The sequence below is a fragment of the Microvirga sp. CF3062 genome, from assembly GCF_036314045.1.
GTDB lineage: Bacteria > Pseudomonadota > Alphaproteobacteria > Rhizobiales > Beijerinckiaceae > Microvirga.
This window is the reverse complement of the sequence record NZ_JAYGGN010000002.1, coordinates 115,731-137,128: the sequence shown is the minus strand read 5'-3', so window position 1 is coordinate 137,128 and position 21,398 is coordinate 115,731. Positions and strand designations below refer to the sequence as shown.

Annotated in this window: 18 protein-coding genes; 4 read left to right on the top strand and 14 right to left on the bottom strand. The window is 57.4% G+C overall.

The genetic code is table 11. The annotated features are described in order from the left end of the window. Genes flgH through flgB form a run of 8 tightly spaced genes read right to left on the bottom strand, consistent with a single transcriptional unit; the run spans position 1 to position 4,761 of the window. Positions 1 to 699, bottom strand: a complete 699-nt coding sequence (flgH, locus tag VB618_RS04060) for a flagellar basal body L-ring protein FlgH (protein WP_329795251.1) — start codon at positions 697 to 699, stop codon at positions 1 to 3. After that, positions 696 to 1,172: a MotE family protein gene (locus VB618_RS04055; protein WP_442931690.1), complete on the bottom strand. Its 477-nt coding sequence runs from the start codon at positions 1,170 to 1,172 to the stop codon at positions 696 to 698. Before VB618_RS04055 ends, flgH begins: the two co-directional genes overlap by 4 nt. Positions 1,173 to 1,204: 32 nt before the next feature. Beyond that, complete coding sequence (gene flgI, locus VB618_RS04050; protein WP_329795248.1) at positions 1,205 to 2,302, bottom strand: flagellar basal body P-ring protein FlgI; 1,098 nt, start codon at positions 2,300 to 2,302, stop codon at positions 1,205 to 1,207. Then, positions 2,302 to 2,766 carry a flagellar basal body P-ring formation chaperone FlgA gene (flgA, locus tag VB618_RS04045; protein WP_329795246.1) on the bottom strand — a complete coding sequence of 155 codons (465 nt, stop codon included), beginning with the start codon at positions 2,764 to 2,766 and terminating at the stop codon, positions 2,302 to 2,304. Before flgA ends, flgI begins: the two co-directional genes overlap by 1 nt. Positions 2,767 to 2,790: 24 nt before the next feature. After that, on the bottom strand, positions 2,791 to 3,579 hold the full coding sequence (gene flgG / locus VB618_RS04040) for a flagellar basal-body rod protein FlgG (RefSeq protein WP_329795244.1): 789 nt from the start codon (positions 3,577 to 3,579) through the stop codon (positions 2,791 to 2,793). Positions 3,580 to 3,591: 12 nt separating this feature from the next. Beyond that, positions 3,592 to 3,924 (bottom strand): flagellar hook-basal body complex protein FliE, encoded by a 333-nt coding sequence (locus tag VB618_RS04035; protein WP_329795242.1) that lies wholly within the window; start codon positions 3,922 to 3,924, stop codon positions 3,592 to 3,594. Between the two features lies 1 nt (position 3,925). Then, positions 3,926 to 4,342, bottom strand: a complete 417-nt coding sequence (gene flgC, locus VB618_RS04030; RefSeq protein WP_329795241.1) for a flagellar basal body rod protein FlgC — start codon at positions 4,340 to 4,342, stop codon at positions 3,926 to 3,928. Further along, complete coding sequence (gene flgB / locus VB618_RS04025) at positions 4,339 to 4,761, bottom strand: flagellar basal body rod protein FlgB (RefSeq protein ID WP_442931639.1); 423 nt, start codon at positions 4,759 to 4,761, stop codon at positions 4,339 to 4,341. Before flgB ends, flgC begins: the two co-directional genes overlap by 4 nt. A gap of 346 nt (positions 4,762 to 5,107) precedes the next feature. On the opposite strand from flgB, the gene VB618_RS04020 reads away from it, so the two are divergent. The 3 genes from VB618_RS04020 to VB618_RS04010 all read left to right on the top strand — a co-directional run bounded on the left by VB618_RS04020 (position 5,108) and on the right by VB618_RS04010 (position 11,387). Beyond that, positions 5,108 to 7,846, top strand: coding sequence for a PAS domain S-box protein (locus VB618_RS04020; protein ID WP_329795239.1), 2,739 nt, complete (start codon positions 5,108 to 5,110; stop codon positions 7,844 to 7,846). Next, positions 7,812 to 8,432, top strand: a complete 621-nt coding sequence (gene fixJ / locus VB618_RS04015) for a response regulator FixJ (RefSeq protein ID WP_329795237.1) — start codon at positions 7,812 to 7,814, stop codon at positions 8,430 to 8,432. Before VB618_RS04020 ends, fixJ begins: the two co-directional genes overlap by 35 nt. Before the next feature lie 198 nt (positions 8,433 to 8,630). Further along, positions 8,631 to 11,387: a heparinase II/III domain-containing protein gene (locus VB618_RS04010; protein WP_329795236.1), complete on the top strand. Its 2,757-nt coding sequence runs from the start codon at positions 8,631 to 8,633 to the stop codon at positions 11,385 to 11,387. Positions 11,388 to 11,484: 97 nt separating this feature from the next. Here VB618_RS04010 and VB618_RS04005 read toward each other — a convergent pair whose 3' ends face one another. The 6 genes from VB618_RS04005 to VB618_RS03980 all read right to left on the bottom strand — a co-directional run bounded on the left by VB618_RS04005 (position 11,485) and on the right by VB618_RS03980 (position 18,533). Further along, complete coding sequence (locus VB618_RS04005) at positions 11,485 to 12,186, bottom strand: protein phosphatase CheZ (protein WP_329795235.1); 702 nt, start codon at positions 12,184 to 12,186, stop codon at positions 11,485 to 11,487. 20 nt (positions 12,187 to 12,206) lie between these two features. Continuing rightward, positions 12,207 to 12,590, bottom strand: a complete 384-nt coding sequence (locus tag VB618_RS04000) for a response regulator (protein ID WP_329795234.1) — start codon at positions 12,588 to 12,590, stop codon at positions 12,207 to 12,209. A gap of 59 nt (positions 12,591 to 12,649) precedes the next feature. Next, positions 12,650 to 13,138: a chemotaxis protein CheW gene (locus VB618_RS03995; RefSeq protein WP_329795233.1), complete on the bottom strand. Its 489-nt coding sequence runs from the start codon at positions 13,136 to 13,138 to the stop codon at positions 12,650 to 12,652. Between the two features lie 2 nt (positions 13,139 to 13,140). Continuing rightward, positions 13,141 to 15,942 (bottom strand): hybrid sensor histidine kinase/response regulator, encoded by a 2,802-nt coding sequence (locus VB618_RS03990; protein WP_329795232.1) that lies wholly within the window; start codon positions 15,940 to 15,942, stop codon positions 13,141 to 13,143. A gap of 810 nt (positions 15,943 to 16,752) precedes the next feature. Then, complete coding sequence (locus VB618_RS03985; RefSeq protein ID WP_329795231.1) at positions 16,753 to 17,439, bottom strand: response regulator transcription factor; 687 nt, start codon at positions 17,437 to 17,439, stop codon at positions 16,753 to 16,755. A gap of 728 nt (positions 17,440 to 18,167) precedes the next feature. Continuing rightward, positions 18,168 to 18,533, bottom strand: a complete 366-nt coding sequence (locus VB618_RS03980; protein WP_329795229.1) for a hypothetical protein — start codon at positions 18,531 to 18,533, stop codon at positions 18,168 to 18,170. 144 nt (positions 18,534 to 18,677) lie between these two features. On the opposite strand from VB618_RS03980, the gene VB618_RS03975 reads away from it, so the two are divergent. Then, the gene (locus VB618_RS03975; RefSeq protein WP_329795228.1) at positions 18,678 to 21,281 is read left to right on the top strand and encodes a sensor domain-containing protein; all 2,604 of its coding nucleotides are present in this window, start codon (positions 18,678 to 18,680) and stop codon (positions 21,279 to 21,281) included. Positions 21,282 to 21,398 lie beyond the last annotated feature (117 nt).

Below are 21,398 nucleotides of genomic sequence, written 5' to 3'. Positions count from 1 at the left end.
TTAGAAGGGAGCCAGAACGTCGAACAGCTGCTGCCCATAGGCAGGCTGCTGGACCTCCATCAGGCGCCCGCGTCCGCCATAGGAAACCCTGGCCTCTGCGATCTTGTCGTAGCTGATGGTGTTCTTCGGCGATATATCGCGGGGCCGTACGATGCCGGCAATGTTGAGCACGCGGACTTCGTAGTTCACACGCACTTCTTGCGAGCCGCTGATTACCACATTGCCGTTTGGAAGAACCTCGTTGACGATAGCGGCAACCGACAGGCGCAGCTTCTCCGAGCGATCGATGGTTCCCTGCCCTGTCGAATCGGATGAAGAGTTGATGCCTGCATCCGCCGTGCCATCCGCGTTCCAGCCCTTAAATGAGAAGGCATAGTCGAGACCGGCACTCACGGAGGATCGCCGCGACCGGTCGCTGGCATTTTCAAACTCCGCCTTGTCGTCGATCTGGATATTCACCGTCACGATATCGCCCACCTGCCGGGCCCGCGGGCTGGTGAAGAGGTCGGCGCTGGCATTGCTCCAAGTGGAATTTGCGGCGGACGGGCCGCTGCCCTTGAACAGATGCGGGAGCGGCTCGCGCTGAACAGAGATGCCTGAGCCGACCGGCGTCATGCCCGGTTCACGCCCCAGATCCTCCGGCCTCGTCGCGCAGGCGGCGAGGAAACACAGGCCGACAATGGCAATAAGATGCTTCAATTTTGCCTCACGGGGTTCTTTTCACGCTTGGGAGCGTCGGTGATGACATTGGCCAATTGGGCAGCCCGAGCCGGCTCCATCTCGTTCAAAACCGCGCTTGCGGCTCGCGGATTGAGCTTGGCGATGACGGCGGCCGCAATCTCCTCGTCCATGTTCATGAGCTGGAGAGCCGCCGCGTCTGGACGCATCCGCGAGTATATCATGACGATCGTCTCGTCGGCTTTCTCGAGGACTTCATTGCGGCGCTTGAGCCATTCCTCGTACTCGGCGCGCTTCGCCTCCAAGACCTTGATGCGGCCCTCGATTTCCTTTTCCATGTCGGCAAGCGCCTGCTTCTGCAGTGCAAAGCGCGTATCCGACGCGGCATCGGCGATATTGGTGCAGTACTGGCTGTTCTTGGCAGGTGTACTCGCTTCTTGGGCATGAGCAACGCCGGAAGCCATGGCTCCCAGGACCAAGCCACAGGCCGCCATTCCCCATACTTTCTGGCAGGTGATGCGAGAGATCATTGGATCACCAACTCCGCTTGAAGGGCTCCGGCCGTCTTGACCGCCTGGAGGATCGCGATGACATCGGACGGCTTGAGGCCCATCTGGTTCAGGCCCTTGACGAGGGTCTGCAGATCCGAGCCTCGGACAATCGCGAGGGGCACACGCTCCTCTGCTGCCGTAATCTGTGTGCGCGGCACCACCACGGTCTGGCCCATCGAGAAGGGATCCGGCTGCGAGACCTCGGGCGTCTCCGTCACGCGGATCGTGAGAGCCCCATGGGTGATGGCTACGGTGGATATCTGCACGTTCTTACCGATCACGACCGTCCCGGTTCGCTGATCGATGACGATGCGGGCGGGAGTATCGGGCCTGATCTCGAGGTCGCCGAGTTCGGCAATGAAGCGGGTCGCTGCGATGTTCTTCGGCTTTTGTAGCACGACGGTTCGGAAATCACGGGGGGACGCGACACGAACACCGAAACGCTGCTGGGCATATTGATTGATCGCGTCGGTGATCATGGTCGCCGTCTTGTAGTCGGGGTTCTTTAGCTCGAAGGCCAGCCCACCGACGGCATCAAAGCCGCCCTGGACCTCACGCTCAATCAAGGCGCCATTCGGAATGCGGCCGGCCGTTGCGACGCCGGAGGTCAGGGTCTCAGCCTGACCCTGTGCAGAGAAGCCAGACACTACAATCGCACCTTGAGCAACCGCATAGACCTGTCCGTCGCCGCCCTGCAGGGCGGTCAGCATGAGGGTGCCGCCTTTCAGCGAGGTCGCATCGCCCATGGACGTGACAGTCACGTCGATGCGCGATCCGCTGCCGACGAAGGGGGGCAGATCGGCCGTGACTATGACGGCTGCCACATTGCGGGTGCGCAGATTGATGTCACGGACGTTCACACCCATCCTGTCGAGCATGGATTGCAGGGACTGCTCGGTGAACTGGGAGTTGCGGAGGGTATCGCCGGTTCCCTGAAGGCCCATGACGAGGCCATAGCCGATCAGCTGGTTGTCCCTGACGCCTTGAACCGACGCCACATCCTTGATGCGGGTGGCGGCCTGAGTCTGCATCGCAAACAGAGCAGTGAAGAGAAAGAGGATGACGCGGAGCATCAATAGACTCCAATCCGGACTCGGCCATCGGCCTGAACGCGCCCGGTGATCACCCGCCCACTGTCGACATTCTTCACCTGGATCGTCTCACCCATGGTGCCGGATTGCAGGGGAATGCCGACGCCCATGATCGAGAGTCCACTTTCCTCGAACACGATCTGAGCCTGAACGCCCCGCGTGACGAGCTTGGGGTCGTCGACCGCGTTCATCGGGATTGGCTCGCCTGGAAGGAGAGTCCGGCGCGCCAACTTTCCGGTCAGGACGCGGGGGGACTCAACAACTGCGGTGCGGTAGCGGTAGTTCTCCGGGAAGGCCCTGTCCTTGAGCATCGACTCCTGGATCGTATCGCCCGCATAGATGGTAACGGCTGGAACCGGGAGTATACGCTCCTCGGCAGACGCACCGTGCAGGGTTGCGACGCAGAGCACGATTGCGGCGAGAGCGAGTTGAACGAGATGCTTCATGATAGGGTCACCCGGATGCCGCCTTTAGCGGATGCCTTTTGAGACAGTTCCGGCCATGTCGTCCGCAGCTTGAATGACCTTGGAGTTCATCTCGAAAGCACGCTGGGCCGAGATCAGGTTCGTGATTTCCTTGATGGGATCCACGTTCGAGGCTTCAAGATATCCCTGGTGGATCTTCCCGTAGCCGGGATCGGACGGGATGCCCACAGCCGGTGCACCCGAAGCCAGCGTCTCGCGATAGTAGTTGCCGCCGAGGGGCTCCAGGCCGGCATCGTTGGCGAAATTTGCAAGGGTCAGCTGTCCCAGGTTCTGAGGCTGAGCTTGCCCGGCGATCTTCGCGAAGATCTCGCCGGATTCGTTGATCGTCACGTCAAGTGTGTTGGGCGGGACAATGATGGGAGGATTGAGGGTATAGCCGTCGAGGGTGACGAGTTGTCCATCGCCATTCTTGTTGAATGATCCCGCGCGGGTGTAGACGATCTCGCCGCTCGGTGCGTTCACCTGAAACCAGCCGCGTCCGTTGAGGGCGAGGTCGAACTGGTTCGCGGTATTCGTCAGGGATCCCTGCCGGTGGAGATTGCGAATGGCCGCGGTCTTCACACCCAGGCCCAGCATGGCTCCTTCGGGTACTGGGCTTGAGCCTGCCTGGTTCGGAATGGCCTGCGAGCGCTCGGTCTGATAGAGAAGGTCCGTGAACTCCGCCCGTGCCGCCTTGAATGCGGTGGTGTTGACGTTCGAGATGTTGTTGGCAATCACCTCGACATTCAGCTGCTGTGCATTCATTCCCGTGGCAGCAATCGCAAGCGCTCTCATTGCATTATCCTCTTAAATCGCCATCCGGGCGATTTCCTGATAGGCCGCAACCACCTTGTCGCGGATGGCGATCGCTGTCTGAAGTGTCTGTTCGGCAGACATCACCGCCTCGACCACCTGCTGTACCGAGGCTTTCCCCTGGATACCGGCAATCGACGCGGCCTCACCCGCTTTCATCGTGTCGATGGATGACGTCGCCACTTGAGCCATCATGTCGCTGAAGCTCACAGGCGCGGCGCCGGTGACGGCTCCTGCGGCCGGCTGCGCTGTGCTGAAGGCTGGAACGGCCGTGACCGCCGCAGGGCTGTCAATCATTGAAGAGATGGAGGATACGGCGCTGATCATATCAGCCTCTCATGAGATCGATTGTTGCGGAGATCATGGCTCGCGCCTGCTTCATCATCTGCAAGTTGGCCTGATAGGAGCGATTGGCCTCCCGCATGTCGGCCATTTCGATCAGCATGTTGACGTTCGGTTTCTTGACCATGCCGTTCTCGTCGGCGGCCGGATTACCGGGATCATACTCGACGGGATAAGGGGCCTCATCCTGGCCAACGTCCTTCACCGATACCGAAGCCGCGCCGAGTGTTCGATCAAGCTCGGACCGAAAAGTGATCGTCTTGCGCGAATAAGGATCTGAACCCGGAGCCCTCCCGGTGGAGTTCGCGTTGGCAATGTTCTCTGACACCACGCGCAAGCGAGCCGACTGCGCCTCAAGGCCGGCGCTGGAGAGCTTGCCGGAAGCAATCAATGGATCGATCATGACGGAGTCCTCACGCTGGTCAGCAGCATTCTGTGAAATGACTTGACGATGCTCGTGTTCAGGGAGTGCTGGCGATTGACCTCGCCTGCCTTGATGAGCTCCTGCTCAAGGCTCACGGAGTTTTTCGAGTAGACCGTGTCCCAGCTCTCGGACTTCTTCACCTTCGTGGCTTCAGCGCGCGATGGAGAAATTCCGATGTGGCCGTTATCCGTTGCCGCCATGACCAGCTTCGTCTTGTCCAGAACATCGGCGAAAGGCTCGACATCCCGGGCCCGATAGCCGGGAGTATTGGCATTGGCGACATTGCCGGAAATCGTCGTCTGGCGAGCGGCAAGCCACTGAGCCTGTCGCGATGCCAAATCGAACAGATAGACAGGTGCCGTCACAGGAATCTCCGAGCAAACATGGTAAAGAAGCATTTAAGCCGCCAACCTTGCACGAGGCTGACTTGGCCTCGATGGATGCCAGCCTGACGGGATGCAGAGGCTAGATTCAGTTCTCAGGAACTCGGTCCGAGCCGACGGCTTGCACAAACTGCCCGCAACTCTATTTCACGTTTCTTACGACAGAACCAAACTGCATTGCGCCTGTGAGCGCTACCATGTCGCAACCGAATCAGTTGCTTTTCAGCCAGCTATCCTCATGAAGAGCGCAGTCGCCGAACATTGTCCGATATGGCATGTGCCGATCCGGACTTCCGATTTGCGCGATCAATTGCCAATACGTTAAAAACCTGCAAGCAACGCAGCTCTTGGGTTGGGGGCTATGACTCATACATCTGCGTTAGAGGGTTTCGTCGGCGGGCCTGCGGTTCACGCAAGTCCCGATCCTGCCCGCGTTCTCAACGCCGTAACTGATTTTGCGCTGATCACCCTCAATCAGGTAGGAAATATTATATCGTGGAATATTGGCGCAGAACGCATTTATGGTTGGCGATCAGATGAGATTTTGAACTGCCACTTCTCCCTTCTCTACTCCTCGGATGCACAGCTTCGCGGAAAGCCCCTTCAAGATCTCAACACAGCAGCCACTTTGGGGCACTCTGTCAACCAGATCCGATGCAGGACAAAAGATGGCATTCACATCCTGTGCCGAGTAACGCTTGACGTGATCAGCCCCAAGGCCGGCGAGGGCTGCAGCTTTGTTCTTACGGCCCGAGATATCAGCCGCTTCATGGCCGCAGAAGCGGCCCTGAAGACTCAGGAGGAGCGTTACCGGGCTCTCATCGAAGCAAGCTCCGCAATGGTATGGCGTGCAGATGCTGGCGGAATAATCATCGATGGGTCGCTGAGTTGGGGCCTATCTCCCTCCACGCCTTCTGGAAATGACGGTGATTATGCTTGGCTGGATGCTGTTCATCCTGAAGATCGGGACCGCGTGACGGCAGCCTGGCTGGAGACGTTGGCTTCGGAAAAAGCCGGAACTAATGAATACCGGGTGCTTGCGCCCGATGGCCAATACCGCTGGGTTCTAACGAGAGCCGTTCCCCTTCACGATGCTGATGGCGCAATTCAGGAATGGGTTGGAACCGTCACGGATATCCATGAACAGAAGCGTGCCGATGAACGGCTGCGCCGAAGTGAAGAACAGTACCGTGCTCTGATCGAGGCCAGTTCTGCCATTGTGTGGCGCGCAGCAACCGACGGAGCGATCACCAAGGTCTGGGGTTGGGAGACTTTCAGCGGTCAGTCCAACGAGAATTATACAGGTTTTGGCTTCTTGAACACCGTTCATCCAGACGATCGGGCAAAGCTTCTCACGCAGTGGCAAACTATCCGCGCGCTGGAAGAGCCGGGAATGGTTGAGTATCGTGTCCGGCGCCTCGACGGAAAGTACCGCTGGATGCTCACCCGGGCGGTCCCACTGCTGAACGAAGAGGGCCATGTTCAGGAATGGGTCGGAACCGTCACAGACATCCATGATCAGCGCCAGGCTGAGATGAGACTGCGCAGCAGCGAGGAAAGGCTGCGCCTAGCCATCGAAACAACAGCGCTCGGCATTTGGGATCAGGACCTTGTCACCGGCCGGCGTCAGTGGATGCCCGAGGCGCGGCAGATCCTCGGCTTGGCGCCGGATGTGACCGTCACGCGCGAACTCATCCTAGATTGCGTTCACCCCAACGACCGTGAGCGGATGGCGAACACATTTTACGATGATCAGCCGGGCAGCGATCTAACCTACAGTGGCAGCTTCAGGATCATCCGTGCCGACACGGGAGAGGAGCGCTGGGTTACAGCCATTGGCCGCACCTTGGTCGATGATGATGGGCGGCCCATCCGCAAGATCGGGACAGTTCAGGATATCACGGAGCGAAAGCTGGCCGAGAACGCCCTGCGCTCGAGCGAAGAGCGCCTGCGCACGAGCGAGGCGCATCTCAGGTCCATTCTCGAGACTGTTCCCGACGCCATGGTCGTGGCGGACGAGACCGGCATCATCCGCTCCTTCAGCGCGACAGCCGTGAACATGTTCGGCTATCGGCCCGAGGAGATCATCGGCACGAATGTCAAGTTCCTGATGCCTCTGCCTTATCGTGAGCAGCATGACGGCTACATCCGCCGTTACCGCGAAACGGGAGAGCGGCGCATCATCGGGAGCGGACGCGTGGTGGTTGCCCAGCGCAAGGATGGCTCGACCTTTCCTATGGAGGTTCAGGTTGGCGAGATGGAATCGGATGGTGAGCGCTTCTTCACGGCCTTCATCCGAGATCTGACGGAACGCCAACGTACCGAGACCCGGATGCAGGAACTGCAGTCCGAGCTCGCCTACATGTCCCGTTTTACAGCCCTGGGAGAGATGGGCTCGACACTGGCCCATGAGATCAACCAACCGCTGACAGCCATTACAAGCTACCTGAAAGGGTGTGGCCTTCTTCTCAGCAACGTTGAAGGCGACAAAATATCTCTCGTCCGCCATGCCGTGAACGAAGCTGCCGAGGAAGCCCTGCGCGCTGGAGAAGTGATCCGGCAGTTGCGAGAGTTCGTGTCCCGCGGAGGAAGCGAGCACCAGATCGAAGAGCTTCAGCGTCTTGTGGAGGAGGCCAGCGCCTTAGCTCTGGTGGGCGCCAAGGAGAAAGAAGTGAAGGTCGAATATGACCTTCCGTCTGAGAACCCGCTGGTCTTTGTGAATCGTGTCCAGATCCAGCAGGTTCTGCTCAACCTAATCCGCAACGCCACCGAGGCGATGCAGGACGTAGATCGCCGCGAACTGGTGATCAAAGCAAAATCTGTGCCGTTCGATTCCATGGTCCAGGTTAGCGTTCAGGACACTGGCTCAGGGATTGCGCCAGAGGTCTTGAAGAACCTTTTCAAGCCCTTTACCACCACGAAACGAAGCGGCATGGGCGTGGGCCTCTCGATCAGCCGCACGATCGTGGAGTCCCATGGCGGCAAGATCTGGGCTGAATCGAATCCCGGTGAGGGCACCACCTTTCATTTTACCCTGAGAACCGTCGACAAGGAGGACATGGCCAGTGTCGAACACGCCGATCGTGTATGTGGTGGATGATGACGTCGGAGTGCGGAAAGCCCTCTCTTTCCTGTTGGTGTCGGCTGGCCTGAACGTTCGTCTATACGAATCCGCCAAAGCCTTTCTCGATGAGGTGAGCGATCCTGGGCGATGCTGCATTGTCACAGACGTGCGGATGCCCGGCATCGACGGGCTGGAACTCATTCGGCGCCTTAATGCGCGCGGGCTGAACGTTCCTGTCGTAGTCATGACCGGTCATGCGGACATTCCGCTAGCCGTGGAAGCCATGAAGGCAGGGGCAATCGACTTTCTTGAAAAACCGTTCCGAGAAGACCGCTTCCTGGAGGTGGTCCGCTTTGCGCTGGTCTGCGACGAGAAGAGCGTTCGCAGGAATCAGGAGCTTCTTCGGACCCAGGCGCGGCTGCAATCTCTCTCACAGCGGGAGCGGCAGGTGCTCGATGGCTTGGTTGCCGGCAAAGCCAACAAGATGATTGCTCACGAGTTGACCATCAGCATCCGCACCGTCGAGATCCATCGGTCGAACGTCATGGCGAAGATGGAGGCCAAGAGTCTCTCCGAGCTGATCCGTATGGCCCTGTTCCTGGAGGTCGCGACGGGAAGCTAAACGCGCCAGCAGATGACGTATAGCCCAAGCCTGCGGCGCTGGCGAACTGCGAAGGTCCAATTGACGGCCTCCTCCCCATGCCCAAAGGAAGTAAAGGCCCGCGCCGCGATAGGATCTGTCAACGCCATCTGATCCCACGCTCGCGTGTACTGCGTCCCTCCTCGGAAAACCCTTCCAACCTAGAATTCTGGTGCCTGAATGGCCGATATCAAACAGATCCTTCCGACGCTTCGAGAGCGCGGCGACGAGGTAGCCCAGGAAGAAACCGAAATCCGGCAGTTTATCGTCTCCAATCAAAATCGATGGTCGCGAACCACACTCGAATTCAAGGACCTTTCTCAGGACGTCTGGTGTGAGCTCGGCTTCCAGATCTCTTGGCACCCTGAAGAGAAAAGCCGGACGGCACATGATTTCGCTATCATTGGTATCGACTTCCTGACCGAGGATGGGTCAAGCATCGACTTCGCCTATGTTCCGGGTTTGGCCAGGGCTCAGATCGACCCTCACAGCTCCCACATCGCGGGACCTGACTACTACGACCGAAGCGGCGATCAGGCCCACATTGGGAGGGTTCATTGCGCCTTTCTGATTCCTTCTCCAACGAAGCGCATCTCGGTTACCTTCCGCAGCTGGCGCAACTCCCATCCCTTCACGATCATCGACCCGAAGCTTCTGCAGGTTGCTCAAACTACGGGTGATGATGCTCGAGCAGATTTAGCGCAAGCAGCTTCTTCTCCGGCACTGAACAACCCACGTCGTTCCTGGATTCAGCTGAAGACTGAGCCAGCGTGGCTGGCCTATGGAGTCGTCCCGGCTAAAACGCTTTTTATCCGAGGTCAGCTAATTAACCAGGGTGTCAGTGCCGAAGGAGCTCTGGCGCGTGTCATTTTTCGCAACGGGAACGGTGAAATCGTCGCCTCACTCGACGATCTGCCAACTTCACCGGCAGTCGGAACCTACATCGACATTCCAGTCATCCGTCAGACCAGGCGCTTCACGATTGAACTCACCCCACCACATCAGGCCGTAGCGGTCGAACTCGGTTTTCAGGTCTGGCGCGATGAGGCAGAGATCAGCCTTGTGACACCACTGGAGACATCTCTGGGTGATGATCTCCTGCTGGAGAGCATCCTCAGTGAAGAGGGCTCCGATGCTCCCGCTCTTGCGGGCGAAGTTTTCAGACGGCTTCAGCCGAGCTCTAATTTTGGGATCAAAATTGGTGACACCAACCTGATTGACGGTCTGATCGATCACCAGATCCTGTCACGGGCGCCAACCATACACGACAAGCTGAAAGCGGTTCAGCAAGGTGAATCGGCAGTCCTTGCTGGGAACCAGCTTACTCTCGACGGCTTCCAGGCGTGGCCCTTGCCCTCAATGCCGGACTGGACTGAAGATCCTTTTAAGTCGCCGGCGTGGCGCCTGGAATACCAGTCCCTATCCTGGCTTCTGGATCTCGTTCGCGACCAAGAGGAGAGCGGGGTACAGAAGGCCATAGATCTCGCTGTTTCCTGGTCTCGAGCCAATCCATGGGGTCAACCCAAGGATCCTCTCAGCGCATACCCTGCGTCGATCTCCATACGCACAGATGTTCTGATTCGACTGCTTGCGGCCGCAAACTCGGTCAAGAAGAAATCTATAGAAAAGCTGCGCGTACTCACTGCGGAGGTCATTCAGCACGGTTTCGCGCTTTCCGAGATTCTGAGCCAAAACATCTTTCTGCATTCCGTTCTTCAGGTCCGGATCGCCTGCGCTCTTCTAAGCGTCTCGATCGGACTCCGGAACTTTGCCCTTTCCCCTTACTGGAGATCTGTCGCCCTTGCTCAATTGCGCAACGGCTTCGACCATCTCCTCGGTCCGCAAGGTTCATCCAATGAGCAATCCCAGCACTACCGGCTGGAGTTAATCTCACTCGGCATGATCTTGGCTCAGCAACTCAAGGGTCAACATGAGGCTGAGGACCTCGGACAGCTTCTCGATGTCCGCCTTAAAGATGGTCTAAAAGCTCTCGTCGCCGTAACAGATCCGGCTGGCATGCTTGCTCCATTCGGAGACACGCCGCGCAACCTTCATCATGCCTCTTGGCTCCGACGCCTTATCTCCGGGTACGGAAGACAACTCCTGTCGGACCGGGCACTCGCGGAAGAATTGGCGTACCCTCTAGGCCCGAGGCTCTATACATCGGGTTACGCAGGCCTCATTTCCTTTCGAAACTATGTGCAGAGGCCTGACTGGAGCTATCTCTGCGCGTCGATCGGCGAGCAACGGCATGAGAACGGGCATTACGACTGCACTTCCTTCGTTTATTCCGCTCGCGGAGTAAGGTGGATCACGGATCCAGGCGGGTCAGGGGTTATGGAGGCAGGTCCTGCGCGCCAGTATCTACTCTCATCCCGGGCCCACAATGTGGCCATTCCGGATTCTCGCGAGCAGAATGCAGGCTATGGTTGGATTGAAGCAACGCTTTCGCTCGAGAAAGCCCATGCAGTTAAAGTAGGCACAAATGTGCATGGCCCTTGCTACAATCATTCGCGCATCTTCGTGTGCCTGGACGATATGAACGCGATCGCCATTCTTGATCACTTTCGATCATCCCAGAGCACCACTGGCTTCGAGGCCCATCTTCACTTCGAAGACACTATTGCGGTTGCTCTGGCCAACAGCAAGCTTGCCATTGCTTTCCACAAGCAGGATAGGTTGCGGATTATACCTCATCTTGTTGCAGGGCAGTTCACCGGCTTAAGGGTTCAGAATGGACATACCAGCCGAGCCGGATCAATGCAGGGCTACCTCTCAGATGGCAGCGGCGGCCTTCGGCCTGCCAATGTGCTGAGCTATGGTTTAACCGGTGCATCAGTAATATGTGGAGGCGCGGTCCTTGCAATAACTGACGACGGCTTGAAGAGGCTCATGACCCTCATTTCCTCCCAAGAGGTGCAGAACCTGCTGAACTAACTTTTCCTTCAAGCCGCGCTTGCCATGCAAGTAAAGCCCAGCCTTTGAAGGCTGGGCTCGTGGAACACATGTAGTCCTGACTGCGGTTCAACTCGGACTAGTTGAACAACGCATCAATGGCATCCTGGGACGTCACGCCGTTATCGTAGGCCAAAGCAGGCCCATTCAGGAGTGCTTTCTCTCCCTGGCGCTTCGCATCGTCGATGGTTTCGATATCCTTGAAGCTTTCCATGCCACCCCAGATTTCCATCATGTGATGAACACGCTCCTCAACAAACTTCATCGCACCGACGACCTTGCTGATGCGCTGACCGGTAATGTCCTGGAAATTGCAGGCCTCGAAGATACTGATCACGTGATCAAGGATCTCACGGGCGATGTCCTGATCACTTCCGGCCAATCTAGACGAGAGATTGCTGGAGAGATCATCAATTCTTTCCGCTGCTGCCAGAATCGAATTTGTAGCAGTTTCCGTTCCGGTGACGATGGCGCCGAGTTCGTCCGTGACCCGGGTGATCTCTTTTCCCTGAGCACCAGCATATCGGAGTGTGGCGATCTCTCTCTTCGTGCGCTCGATCGCTTCGTAGATCGAATCGAGTTCCGCCTTCAGGCGAAGAGCCTCCTGCATGTCGCGGCGGTGCTCCTCCAGCAGGGAGGACGAGATCTCCTTCGCAGGAACGATTGATTCCTTGATGACCGCCAGCATCCCCATAACTTCGGAATGACGATCTAGAACTCCCTCGTCCTGTGAGACAACGCCTAGATTTGCCTCGATGCGATAGCTCTTTCTATAGGTCATGATCATCGCTCTCGTTCTGTTCACGCACCAAAGACAGCGCTGATTTTTGACCGCAGGGTATCGGCATTGAACGGCTTGACGATGTAGTTGTTGACGCCGGCCTGCTTGGCGGCGACCACGTTCTCGGTCTTGGCCTCCGCGGTGATCATGATGAACGGCAGGCTGCCCAGCTCCGCGTCGGCCCGCACCTTCTGCAGCAGCTCGAAGCCGGTCATGGGCGCCATGTTCCAGTCGGAGATCACCAGCCCGTACTTCTTCTCCTTGAGCTTGCCCAAAGCCTCGGAGCCGTCCTTGGCCTCGTCGACGTCGTTGAAGCCGATCTGCTTCAGCAGGTTGCGGATAATGCGCAGCATCGTCTGGTAATCGTCAACGATGAGAACAGGGGTGGATAGATCAAGGCTCACGACAAACTTCCTGTATCTGGATTACATAAAATGAAGCACATGCGCTCGACGAAAATGGCTTATGCAGCCTCCCGCTCCGTCTCAAAGGCAAGAACGGCGTCAACATCGAGCACGATCAGTAGCTGGTCACGCAACTGGTGTACGCCCTGCGACAGCCCCACCCAGCCCCGATCCATATGAACCGGGTTTGGCTGCATTTCGTCTGGGTTCAGCTTAAGAACCTCGCCGACCTCGTCCACGAGCAGACCATAGGCTTCACCCTGGTTCTCAAGGCCGACAGCCATGCGTCGCCCTCCTTCATAGGTGTCGCCCAACCCGAGACGGCGGCGCAACGACACAGCTGTGACGACCCGACCACGGAGGTTCAAGAGGCCTGCGATTTCTCCCGGTGCGAGAGGAACGGTCGTCATCTCGCTCACGACAAAGACATCGTGTACACGGCTGATCGGCAGTCCAAGCAATTGTCCTGCCACCATGACCGTCACGAACTCCATCTGTTTGGAGGCTGCCTTCGGGTTTCCATAAGGGATTGAATCTATGAGCTTCATGATTAAGCAGCCTCTTCGAGCGTTTCATTGAGCTCTGCGAGAGCGGAGAGAAGACCTCTGCGGTCGATTTTCGAGACGATCTCGGAAATGTGCAGCTTTCTTGCTAAGGCAATCTGCTGTGGATCAGACCTGACGGTCAGGCCGATCACGGGGATCGTGGTGTGATGCGGATCGGCCCGCAGGGACGCGACCAAGGCGAAGCCGGAATGTCCTGAAAGTTCGAGATCCGTAACGACCACGTCAACATGCAGCCCACTGGATAGGAGGCGAACCGCTTCCTGGGCTGTCGAGGCGGTTTGAACGCGATATCCGGATGCCTTCAGAACCGGCACAAGCATGTCCCGGAAGAAGGTCGAGCTGTCGACGAGGAGCAGAGACCGCTCTGGCCTTCCCTTTCGCTCCTTGCGCGACCACGTCTCAAGAACCATCGGCAGGTAGTGTGCAACATTGACAATCTCAGTGGTGCGCCCCCTGACGACAGCAGACCCAACAAGGTCTGACCGCTCGGCAAGGAGTTCAATATCCAGTTTGTCCTCTACGATGTCGACGATCTCGGCAACTGCCAGACCCATTGACACGTCGCCGTCCGAGAATACCAGCAGAGATTGCATGCCCTCGCGTTTGATCGCGAGTTCTTCGTCACAGGAGACCAGCGGCATCAGGCGTCCACGGTACTGGACCACTGGACGTCCGCTCGACCACTCGATCGTCGATGCTTCGATCTCCTCAAGACGCGTCACCAAGGAAAGCGGGACGGCCTTCAGGCTCTCGCTTCCGCCACGGAAGACCAACAGGCTCGTCAGTTCATCCGCTGCAACGGCCGCTTGCTCGAGGTTCGCGTCGCTCTGGAACTCGTTGCGGTCCGCGTCCGAACCCACCATGCGGGCGAGTCCATTGGGGTCGATAATCAACACGACGGCGCCATCACCCAGAATCGTGTTGCCCGAGAAGAGCTGGATGTGCCTCAGCTTCGAGGACATCGGCTTCACCACGATTTCCTCGGTATGGAATACACCGTCGACGAGGATGCCGAAGCGTTGATGCGCGACTTGCGTTACCACCACGAAGCCATGGTTGACATCCTCATTTCCGGACAGGCCCATGACCTTAGACAGCGGCACGATTGGCAGCAGGCGGTCGCGCAAACGCAGGATCGGTGTTCCGTTGATACGTTCAATAGAATGCTCGGAGGTAGGCGACACCCGTACGAGTTCCGATACCGCGATCTGCGGAATGGCAAAGCGCTGATCCTTAGAGGAAACAATGAGCGCTGCCACAATCGCCAGGGTCAGCGGGATTTTGATCGTGAAGGTCGTTCCGCGCCCTTGCTCGGAGCGGATATCGACTGTTCCGCCGATGAGCTCGATGTTGGTTTTGACCACATCCATACCGACGCCGCGGCCAGAGACAGATGTGACCTTTGCGGCGGTCGAGAAGCCAGGATGGAAGATGAATTTTGCCACCTGGGCATCACTCATCCGCTCCAGCTCGGCGTCACTTGCGATTCCGCGCTCGGCGGCTTTCTTCCGGATAGCCGCGAAGTTCAATCCCTTGCCGTCGTCGGCGATCTCGATCGTAATCGAGCCGCCTTCGTGATAGGCATTGAGGCGGATCGTGCCCTTCTCCGGCTTACCGGCAGCCTTTCGTTCGGCCGGGCTCTCGACGCCATGATCCGCCGAGTTGCGGACCATGTGAGTGAGAGGGTCCTTGATAACCTCCAAGACCTGCCGGTCGAGCTCGGTGTCTGCGCCCTGCATCACGAGATCGATTTTCTTCGAGAGCTCGTTCGAGAGGTCGCGCACGACGCGCGGTAGCTTCTGCCAAGCATTCCCGATCGGTTGCATCCGGGTCTTCATCACCCCGTCCTGCAGCTCGGCGGTAACCTGCGACAGACGCTGCAGCGGCACTTTGTAGCCGTGATCTTCCGAGCTGCGTCGGGCGATCTCGAGCAGCTGATTCCGGGTGAGGACGAGTTCGGACACCATCGTCATGAGATGTTCGAGGGTATCCACGTTGACCCGGATCGTCTGAACCTTACCAGGGATTGCTTCACCGCTCTCCCCAGCCTCAGCCGGGTCCATATTCTTCTTTGAAACTGCAGGCACTGCGGCAAGAGCAGTCGGTTTCTCGTTTGATGCTTTCGCCATCGGCTTCTCAATCACGAGAGCAGCCGGCCCAGGCGCCTCACGGAATGCGCGCTCCAGCTCATCCAGTGAGACCTCTCCTGGCTTCAGAGAGCGCTCAAGCACCTGATACGCCAGGGTGCCAGCGGTCGTAGCCTTCTCCGGACCAGGAGCCTCCCGGAAGGCGCGTTCTAATTCGTCGAGCGAGACCTCGCCCGGCTTCAGCTCCCTCTCGAGTACTTGGTAGACTGCAGCACCTGAAGTTTGCGACGTCTTTGGAGCCGGAGCTACTTCCTGAGCAGTCGGCTCCTGCGAGGCCATCTTGTCCAACATCTCGATGAGATCGCTGTCGGATCCTTCCGGTTCAGCACCCTGACGCTCGAGTTCCCCGAGAATCTCCTTGATGCGATCAAGGGTGCTGAGAATCAGCGAAACGGAAGGGGTCGTGACCGGCATTCCATCGCGGAACTTACCCATCAGCGTTTCAGCTGCATGGGCAAGTGCCTCGAGCCGGGGCAGGCCGAGGAAACCGCAGGTTCCCTTGATGGTATGGACCAGGCGGAAAATGTTACTAAGAATCGCTTCGTTGTTTGGATCCTGCTCGAAACGGACCATCTCCACGTCGACCGTTTCGAGGTGCTCGTTGGTCTCCGTAAGAAACTCAAGAAGAAGGTCGTCCATTGCCGTGTCTCAACTCTTACTATGTGAACTGAACGACGCCGGTCATCTGGCGCTTCAGATTGGGAGAATTGTGCGGCCTACACGCCGGCAATAAAGCGCTGAACCTCATGTTCATGCGTGGGAACTGAAGGGCAGGTATCGGCTCAGAATTAGAAGTCCCGGAAGCGCCTGCTGCGCATTAGCCGCATGCAGACGGTAGCCCGCGAAATCCTTATCCTCATGATCGTGCCCCAGTACGCCTCGTTCACTACATCACTTTGTCAACCATCAAGGTTGAGCGGCTGGACCTGATCATCACTTCGACTGTAATCAGACGAAGAGTCGACCCGCTGAGCTTCACGCCTCTTAAGTCGCAGCCATGACGTTGAGGAAGAATAGGTCGGCGTTTCCTGCAATAGAGTTAACGCACGAAGGAGATGAGGTCCGAATCGCCCTATTTTCAAATAAAACCGCAAGACGAAATAGAATCATTGTTGCATTTGATACTGCTGCCATGTCTGCAAGCTTGGGGCATGTATTTGCCACCACAGCCTGCACCTCCATTCGGAGCGGCCTAGCAGGATCTTTGAGAGTTGCCCGTCTGCAGTTCAGCCACAACCATTAAGTCATGAGCATTGCAAAACTCAGTCAAACTACGTGATCAGGCAACCTTGATCCGCACCGGGCACTCAAGCTGCCAGCCGGCCTCAATCAGTTCTCATAGGGAGCAGATCCGAAGGCCGTCCAGAAATCGTACTTGCCTTGCAGGATCCCCAAATGCGTATGGCTGCCGCAGCTTACTGTGGCAGCCATATATCCCCGTGACCAGAATTAGATCGCGGCCCCTACGTAGGAATAACCGATGTACCGCTTAGCATCGATAGGATCATAACCGAGGCGCTGCCGGAGCTTCTTGCGCAGCTTGCTGATATGCCCCTCGACAACACTGTCCTCGACATCATCGCTGTAGATCCCGTAGACCGCATCGAAGATCTGCTTCTTGGTGAGCCGGTGCCCCTTCTTGCGAACCAGATATTCGAGAATGTGCCTCTCACGGCGCGGGAGGGAGAGAGGAAGGCCATCGATCTCCGGATCACGGCCATCAAAGAAAACCTTCAGCCGGTCACTATTGTCCTGGGTCTTCTTTCCCGCGCTTGCGTTCACGCGGCGCCAGACGGCTTCGGTCCGTGCGAGAATTTCCCGGACGTGAACGGGCTTACGAACGACATCGTCAAACTTTGCAGTGAAGAGTTCCAGAGTCTCTTCGAGAGAGCGAACATCGCTCAAGGCAATGATCGGCGCCTTGGAGTAGCGCCGGATGCTTTCGGCGGAGTGAACCCGCTCCTCGAAGGTGCCCAGAACGAAACCCTGCACGGCTTCCAGATCGGAATCGGAGGCCGTCTCAAGCCAATCGCTGAACTCATCTGCGTATAAGCCAAGGGAGGATATGCCTTCACGCTTGAAGCTCGCAACATATCCAGACGTAACCATCTGCCGGTCATCGACGACGATATACATTTTTTCTGCCCCGCCTTAGTAATTAAGTGCGTTTAGTTGTTATATGCTAGCCGATCACGTTTTTTACTTAGTTGGACTTCGTTAAGCGGCTGAGACAGAAACTATATTTTGGCACTTCAACGGGCAATACGTAAATAATGGTATCTGTTACTCGCTTATGGTTAATGCTCCTTAACTATCGTTAATCAAAGCTTTCAGAGAGAGAATGCCCCCGCCGCTCGTAGCAGCATCGCCCAGGCAGTAAGATCAAGGAATTGTAAAGCCTGATGTTTTTAAAACGTTAGAACTTAGCCTTCGCTCTCATTCCTCTCACGAGAGCCGCTATATCTTCGTGCAACTACGTAGTTCCCGAAATTTGAGGCTACGTAGAACCACCTACGCGACTTGCGAAGACAGCATGCTTCCAAGGTCAGATTGCAGAGCTCATGTCTCTTACAACTCGGGGAGCAAAGCTCTTTCAGGCATAAGCACACGACAGGTAGAACTGACGGATTGCGGCGCTGGCCGAATAGGAATCTGCAAGCCTTGCAGCGAGTGAGCCGAATATGAGGCTTCTGTTAACTCTAAAACTTGGTATCGCAGTGCCGCTTCTTGACCTCTCGCAGAGCGGCAAGTACCTCATTTGTTTGGTGATTGTTCAATCATTGCGGACAGGAAGTCATCAGCATTATGGCAGGTCCTCGCTGAGGACCTGCATGACGCACTGCCATTTTACCGGTTGGCCCGGATCATAGGTTTGCAACGGATCGAGCGAGCGCTCGAGGCATGATGCCGCTCCGTTGGGTCGGTTGAAGTCCGACATTCCTGAACAGTTCCGATGCTATCCAGCGGGCAGTTTTTGAATGATAAAGTGTCATGGTCACGACAATCTGCCTCGTTGGAAGGAAGTCGATCGCCTTGCTGCGCTCCAGAACTTCGACATTCTGGATACGGAACCGGAAGTTGAGTTCGACAGCATTGCGAAGATAGCGGCTCATATCTGCAATACTCCAATCGCCTGCATCTCGTTCCTCGATGAACGTCGGCAGTGGTTCAAGGCCACAATTGGACTGGAGCTTAAAGAGACTCCCCGCGAGAACTCGGTCTGCAATCATGCTATCCTGCAGCCAGGCCTTTTTGTCGTCCCAGATTTGAGCCTCGACCCGCGCTTTGAAGACAGGGCTCGTCTCGAAGGTGAACCCGACTTATCCTTCTACGCAGGGGTTCCGCTCAGAACGAAGGATGGGTTGCCTCTTGGGATGCTTTGCGTTCTCGATTACGTCACGCGCCCTGATGGCCTCACTGAACAGCAGGGAGAAGCGCTTGCTACGCTCGCCCAAGCCGTCATGTGTCAGCTCGAGCTAAAACTCACCAGCAAGACGGCAGCGGAAAGCGAGGAGTTCACACGCCGCCTGCTGGCCAGCTCCGATGATTGCATCAAGGTCTTCGACCTGAGAGGGCGTCTCCGCTTCATGAGCCAAGGCGGCATGCGTGCCATGGAAGTCGAGGATTTCCGCACGATTGAGGGCCGCCATTGGACCGAGATCTGGAGCAGTATCGCCGGCGAGGACGCAGACGCGGCTGTCGAGGCTGTCAAGTCGGGCGGGATCGGGCGCTTCCAGGGCCCGTGCGCAACGATGACAGGAACCCAGAAGTGGTGGGATGTCGTCGTTACACCCATCATGGGGCGCGACCTTGCCCCACAGGGCTTCCTTTGCATCTCACGGGACATCACGGAATTTCGCGCAACCGAGGAACGCCTTCGGAGAAGCGAGAGGCGCCTTCGCACCCTTGTGGATGCCATGCCGGCATCCATGAGCTCCCCGCAGATCGTCTGGTTCAGCGCTCCGGATGGAGACTTCACCTATTGCAACGACGTCTGGTACGATTACACCGGCCTGCACTCCGAGGACGGACCGGCCGGAAGTTGGAACTTGGTACTCGACCCCTTCTATCGAGAGCGGATCACCGGCACATGGAATGAGGCTCTCGGAAGAGGCGCATCTTTCGAGATCGAGATGCCATTGCGTCGCGCCTTGGATGGCATGTACCGTTGGTTCATCGTGCGTGGCCAGCCCTTAAAGAACGAGCAGGGCAGGACCGAGCAATGGTTCGGTATTGCCATGGACATACACGAACGCAAGCAGTCGGAGCAGGCGCTGAAGAAAAGCGAGGAGCGTCTGCAGCTCGCACTGAAGGCCGCCCACATGATCGCGTGGGAGTTCAACCCGCTGTCCGGGGCAACCACCCGCTCCGAGAATTCCCTGGCGCTACTTGGAATCAGGCCGGGTACCGACAGAACCTTCATGACGGGCATCCACCCCGATGACCATCAGAAGGTCGAGCATTTCTTGGGCGAGATCCAGTCAGATGGGGCTAGTTCTATCGAGTGTCGCTATGTCTTGCCCAGCGGAGAGACGCGATGGCTGCGCGCCCGTGGCGAGCAGGCTGGCCCTGATCGCATCGTGGGTGTCACCTTCGATATCAGCGAGCAGAAGGAGGCGGAGAAGGAAATCTGGCGCTCAGCCAATCATGATGCGCTAACTGGCCTTCCCAACCGCACCCTGTTTCAGCATCGCCTCGATGCTGCTCTTGAGCATGCACGGCAGAGCGGCACAAGTGTTAGCCTTCTTCTGATTGACTTGGACGACTTCAAGGACATCAACGACACCCTTGGTCATGATGCCGGAGACGCTCTGCTGCAGGAGACAGCTCGTCGCCTGTCAACGATGGTTCGCGGATGCGATACCGTGGCGAGGATCGGCGGCGACGAGTTCGCCGTCCTTGTCGTCGACCCACTGAAACTGGAGAGCGCGACGAGGCTTGGCTCGTTGATCGCCGAAACGCTTCGCCAGCCGTTCATCTATCAAAAGCGGACGCTGATCAGCCGGGTGAGCATCGGCATCGCCGCCTATCCTGATCATGACGGGAATCCGGCGGAACTCATCAAGGATGCCGACATTGCGATGTACCAGGCCAAGTCTCAGGGACGAAACCGGGTCATCACCTACTCATCCAAAATGCGGAACGTCATCGAGCAGCGCGTCTCCCTCGGGCAAGGCATGCGTGAGGCCATTTCCAATGATGAGATCGTCCCGTTCTATCAACCTAAAATATGCCTCACGACAGGAGAGATCATCGGTCTTGAGGCACTGGCACGGTGGCAGCATCCGACCGATGGCATTCTCACCCCAGGATATTTTGGTGCAGTCTTCGAGGACCATGACATCGCAGCAGCCATCGGCAAGAAGCTGATCACAAAAGTTGCCGCAGATGTCCGGAGCTGGCTGGATCAGGATCTCCTGGTTGGCCGGATCGCTCTGAACCTTTCGCCGGCTGAATTCAGCCAACTGAGCATCGTCGACAACTTGCTGCGGGCGCTCGATCAGTTGAGGGTACCTGCCTCATTGTTCGAGGTAGAGGTCACCGAAACCGTTCTCCTTGGCAGGAATTCAGACAACGTGTCTTCGGCGCTCGCTCAATTCCGGCAGCACGGGATCCAGATCGCACTGGACGACTTCGGGACCGGGTATGCCTCCCTGACTCATCTCAAGCAGTTTCCAGTAGATCATATCAAAATCGACAGGAGCTTCGTGCGAGATCTTGAGCAGGACTCCGATGACGAGGCGATCATCGCGGCGGTTATCAGCCTTGGAAAGAGCCTACAGCTTCAGGTCACAGCCGAAGGGGTGGAGACGCACGGGCAGGCTCGGCGTCTGCGCGAGTTGGGTTGCGATTATGCCCAAGGTTTTCTGTATGCAAAGCCGATGGCCGCTTCACAGATTCCGGATCTCGTCAGCCGGTGGAATTCCATGCTTGTAAGGCCTCGCTCCGACAGGCCGGCAAAGCTGATCGGCAAGTAGGGCGAGACACGCAGCATGATAGGCCAGAAGGAAAGACTCCTGCCTTGTCGAAGGCTTTCACCTGCCTTGTCCATTCTGCTTCCGGCCCCATCTGCCTCTCCGCGTCTTCGTACCAAG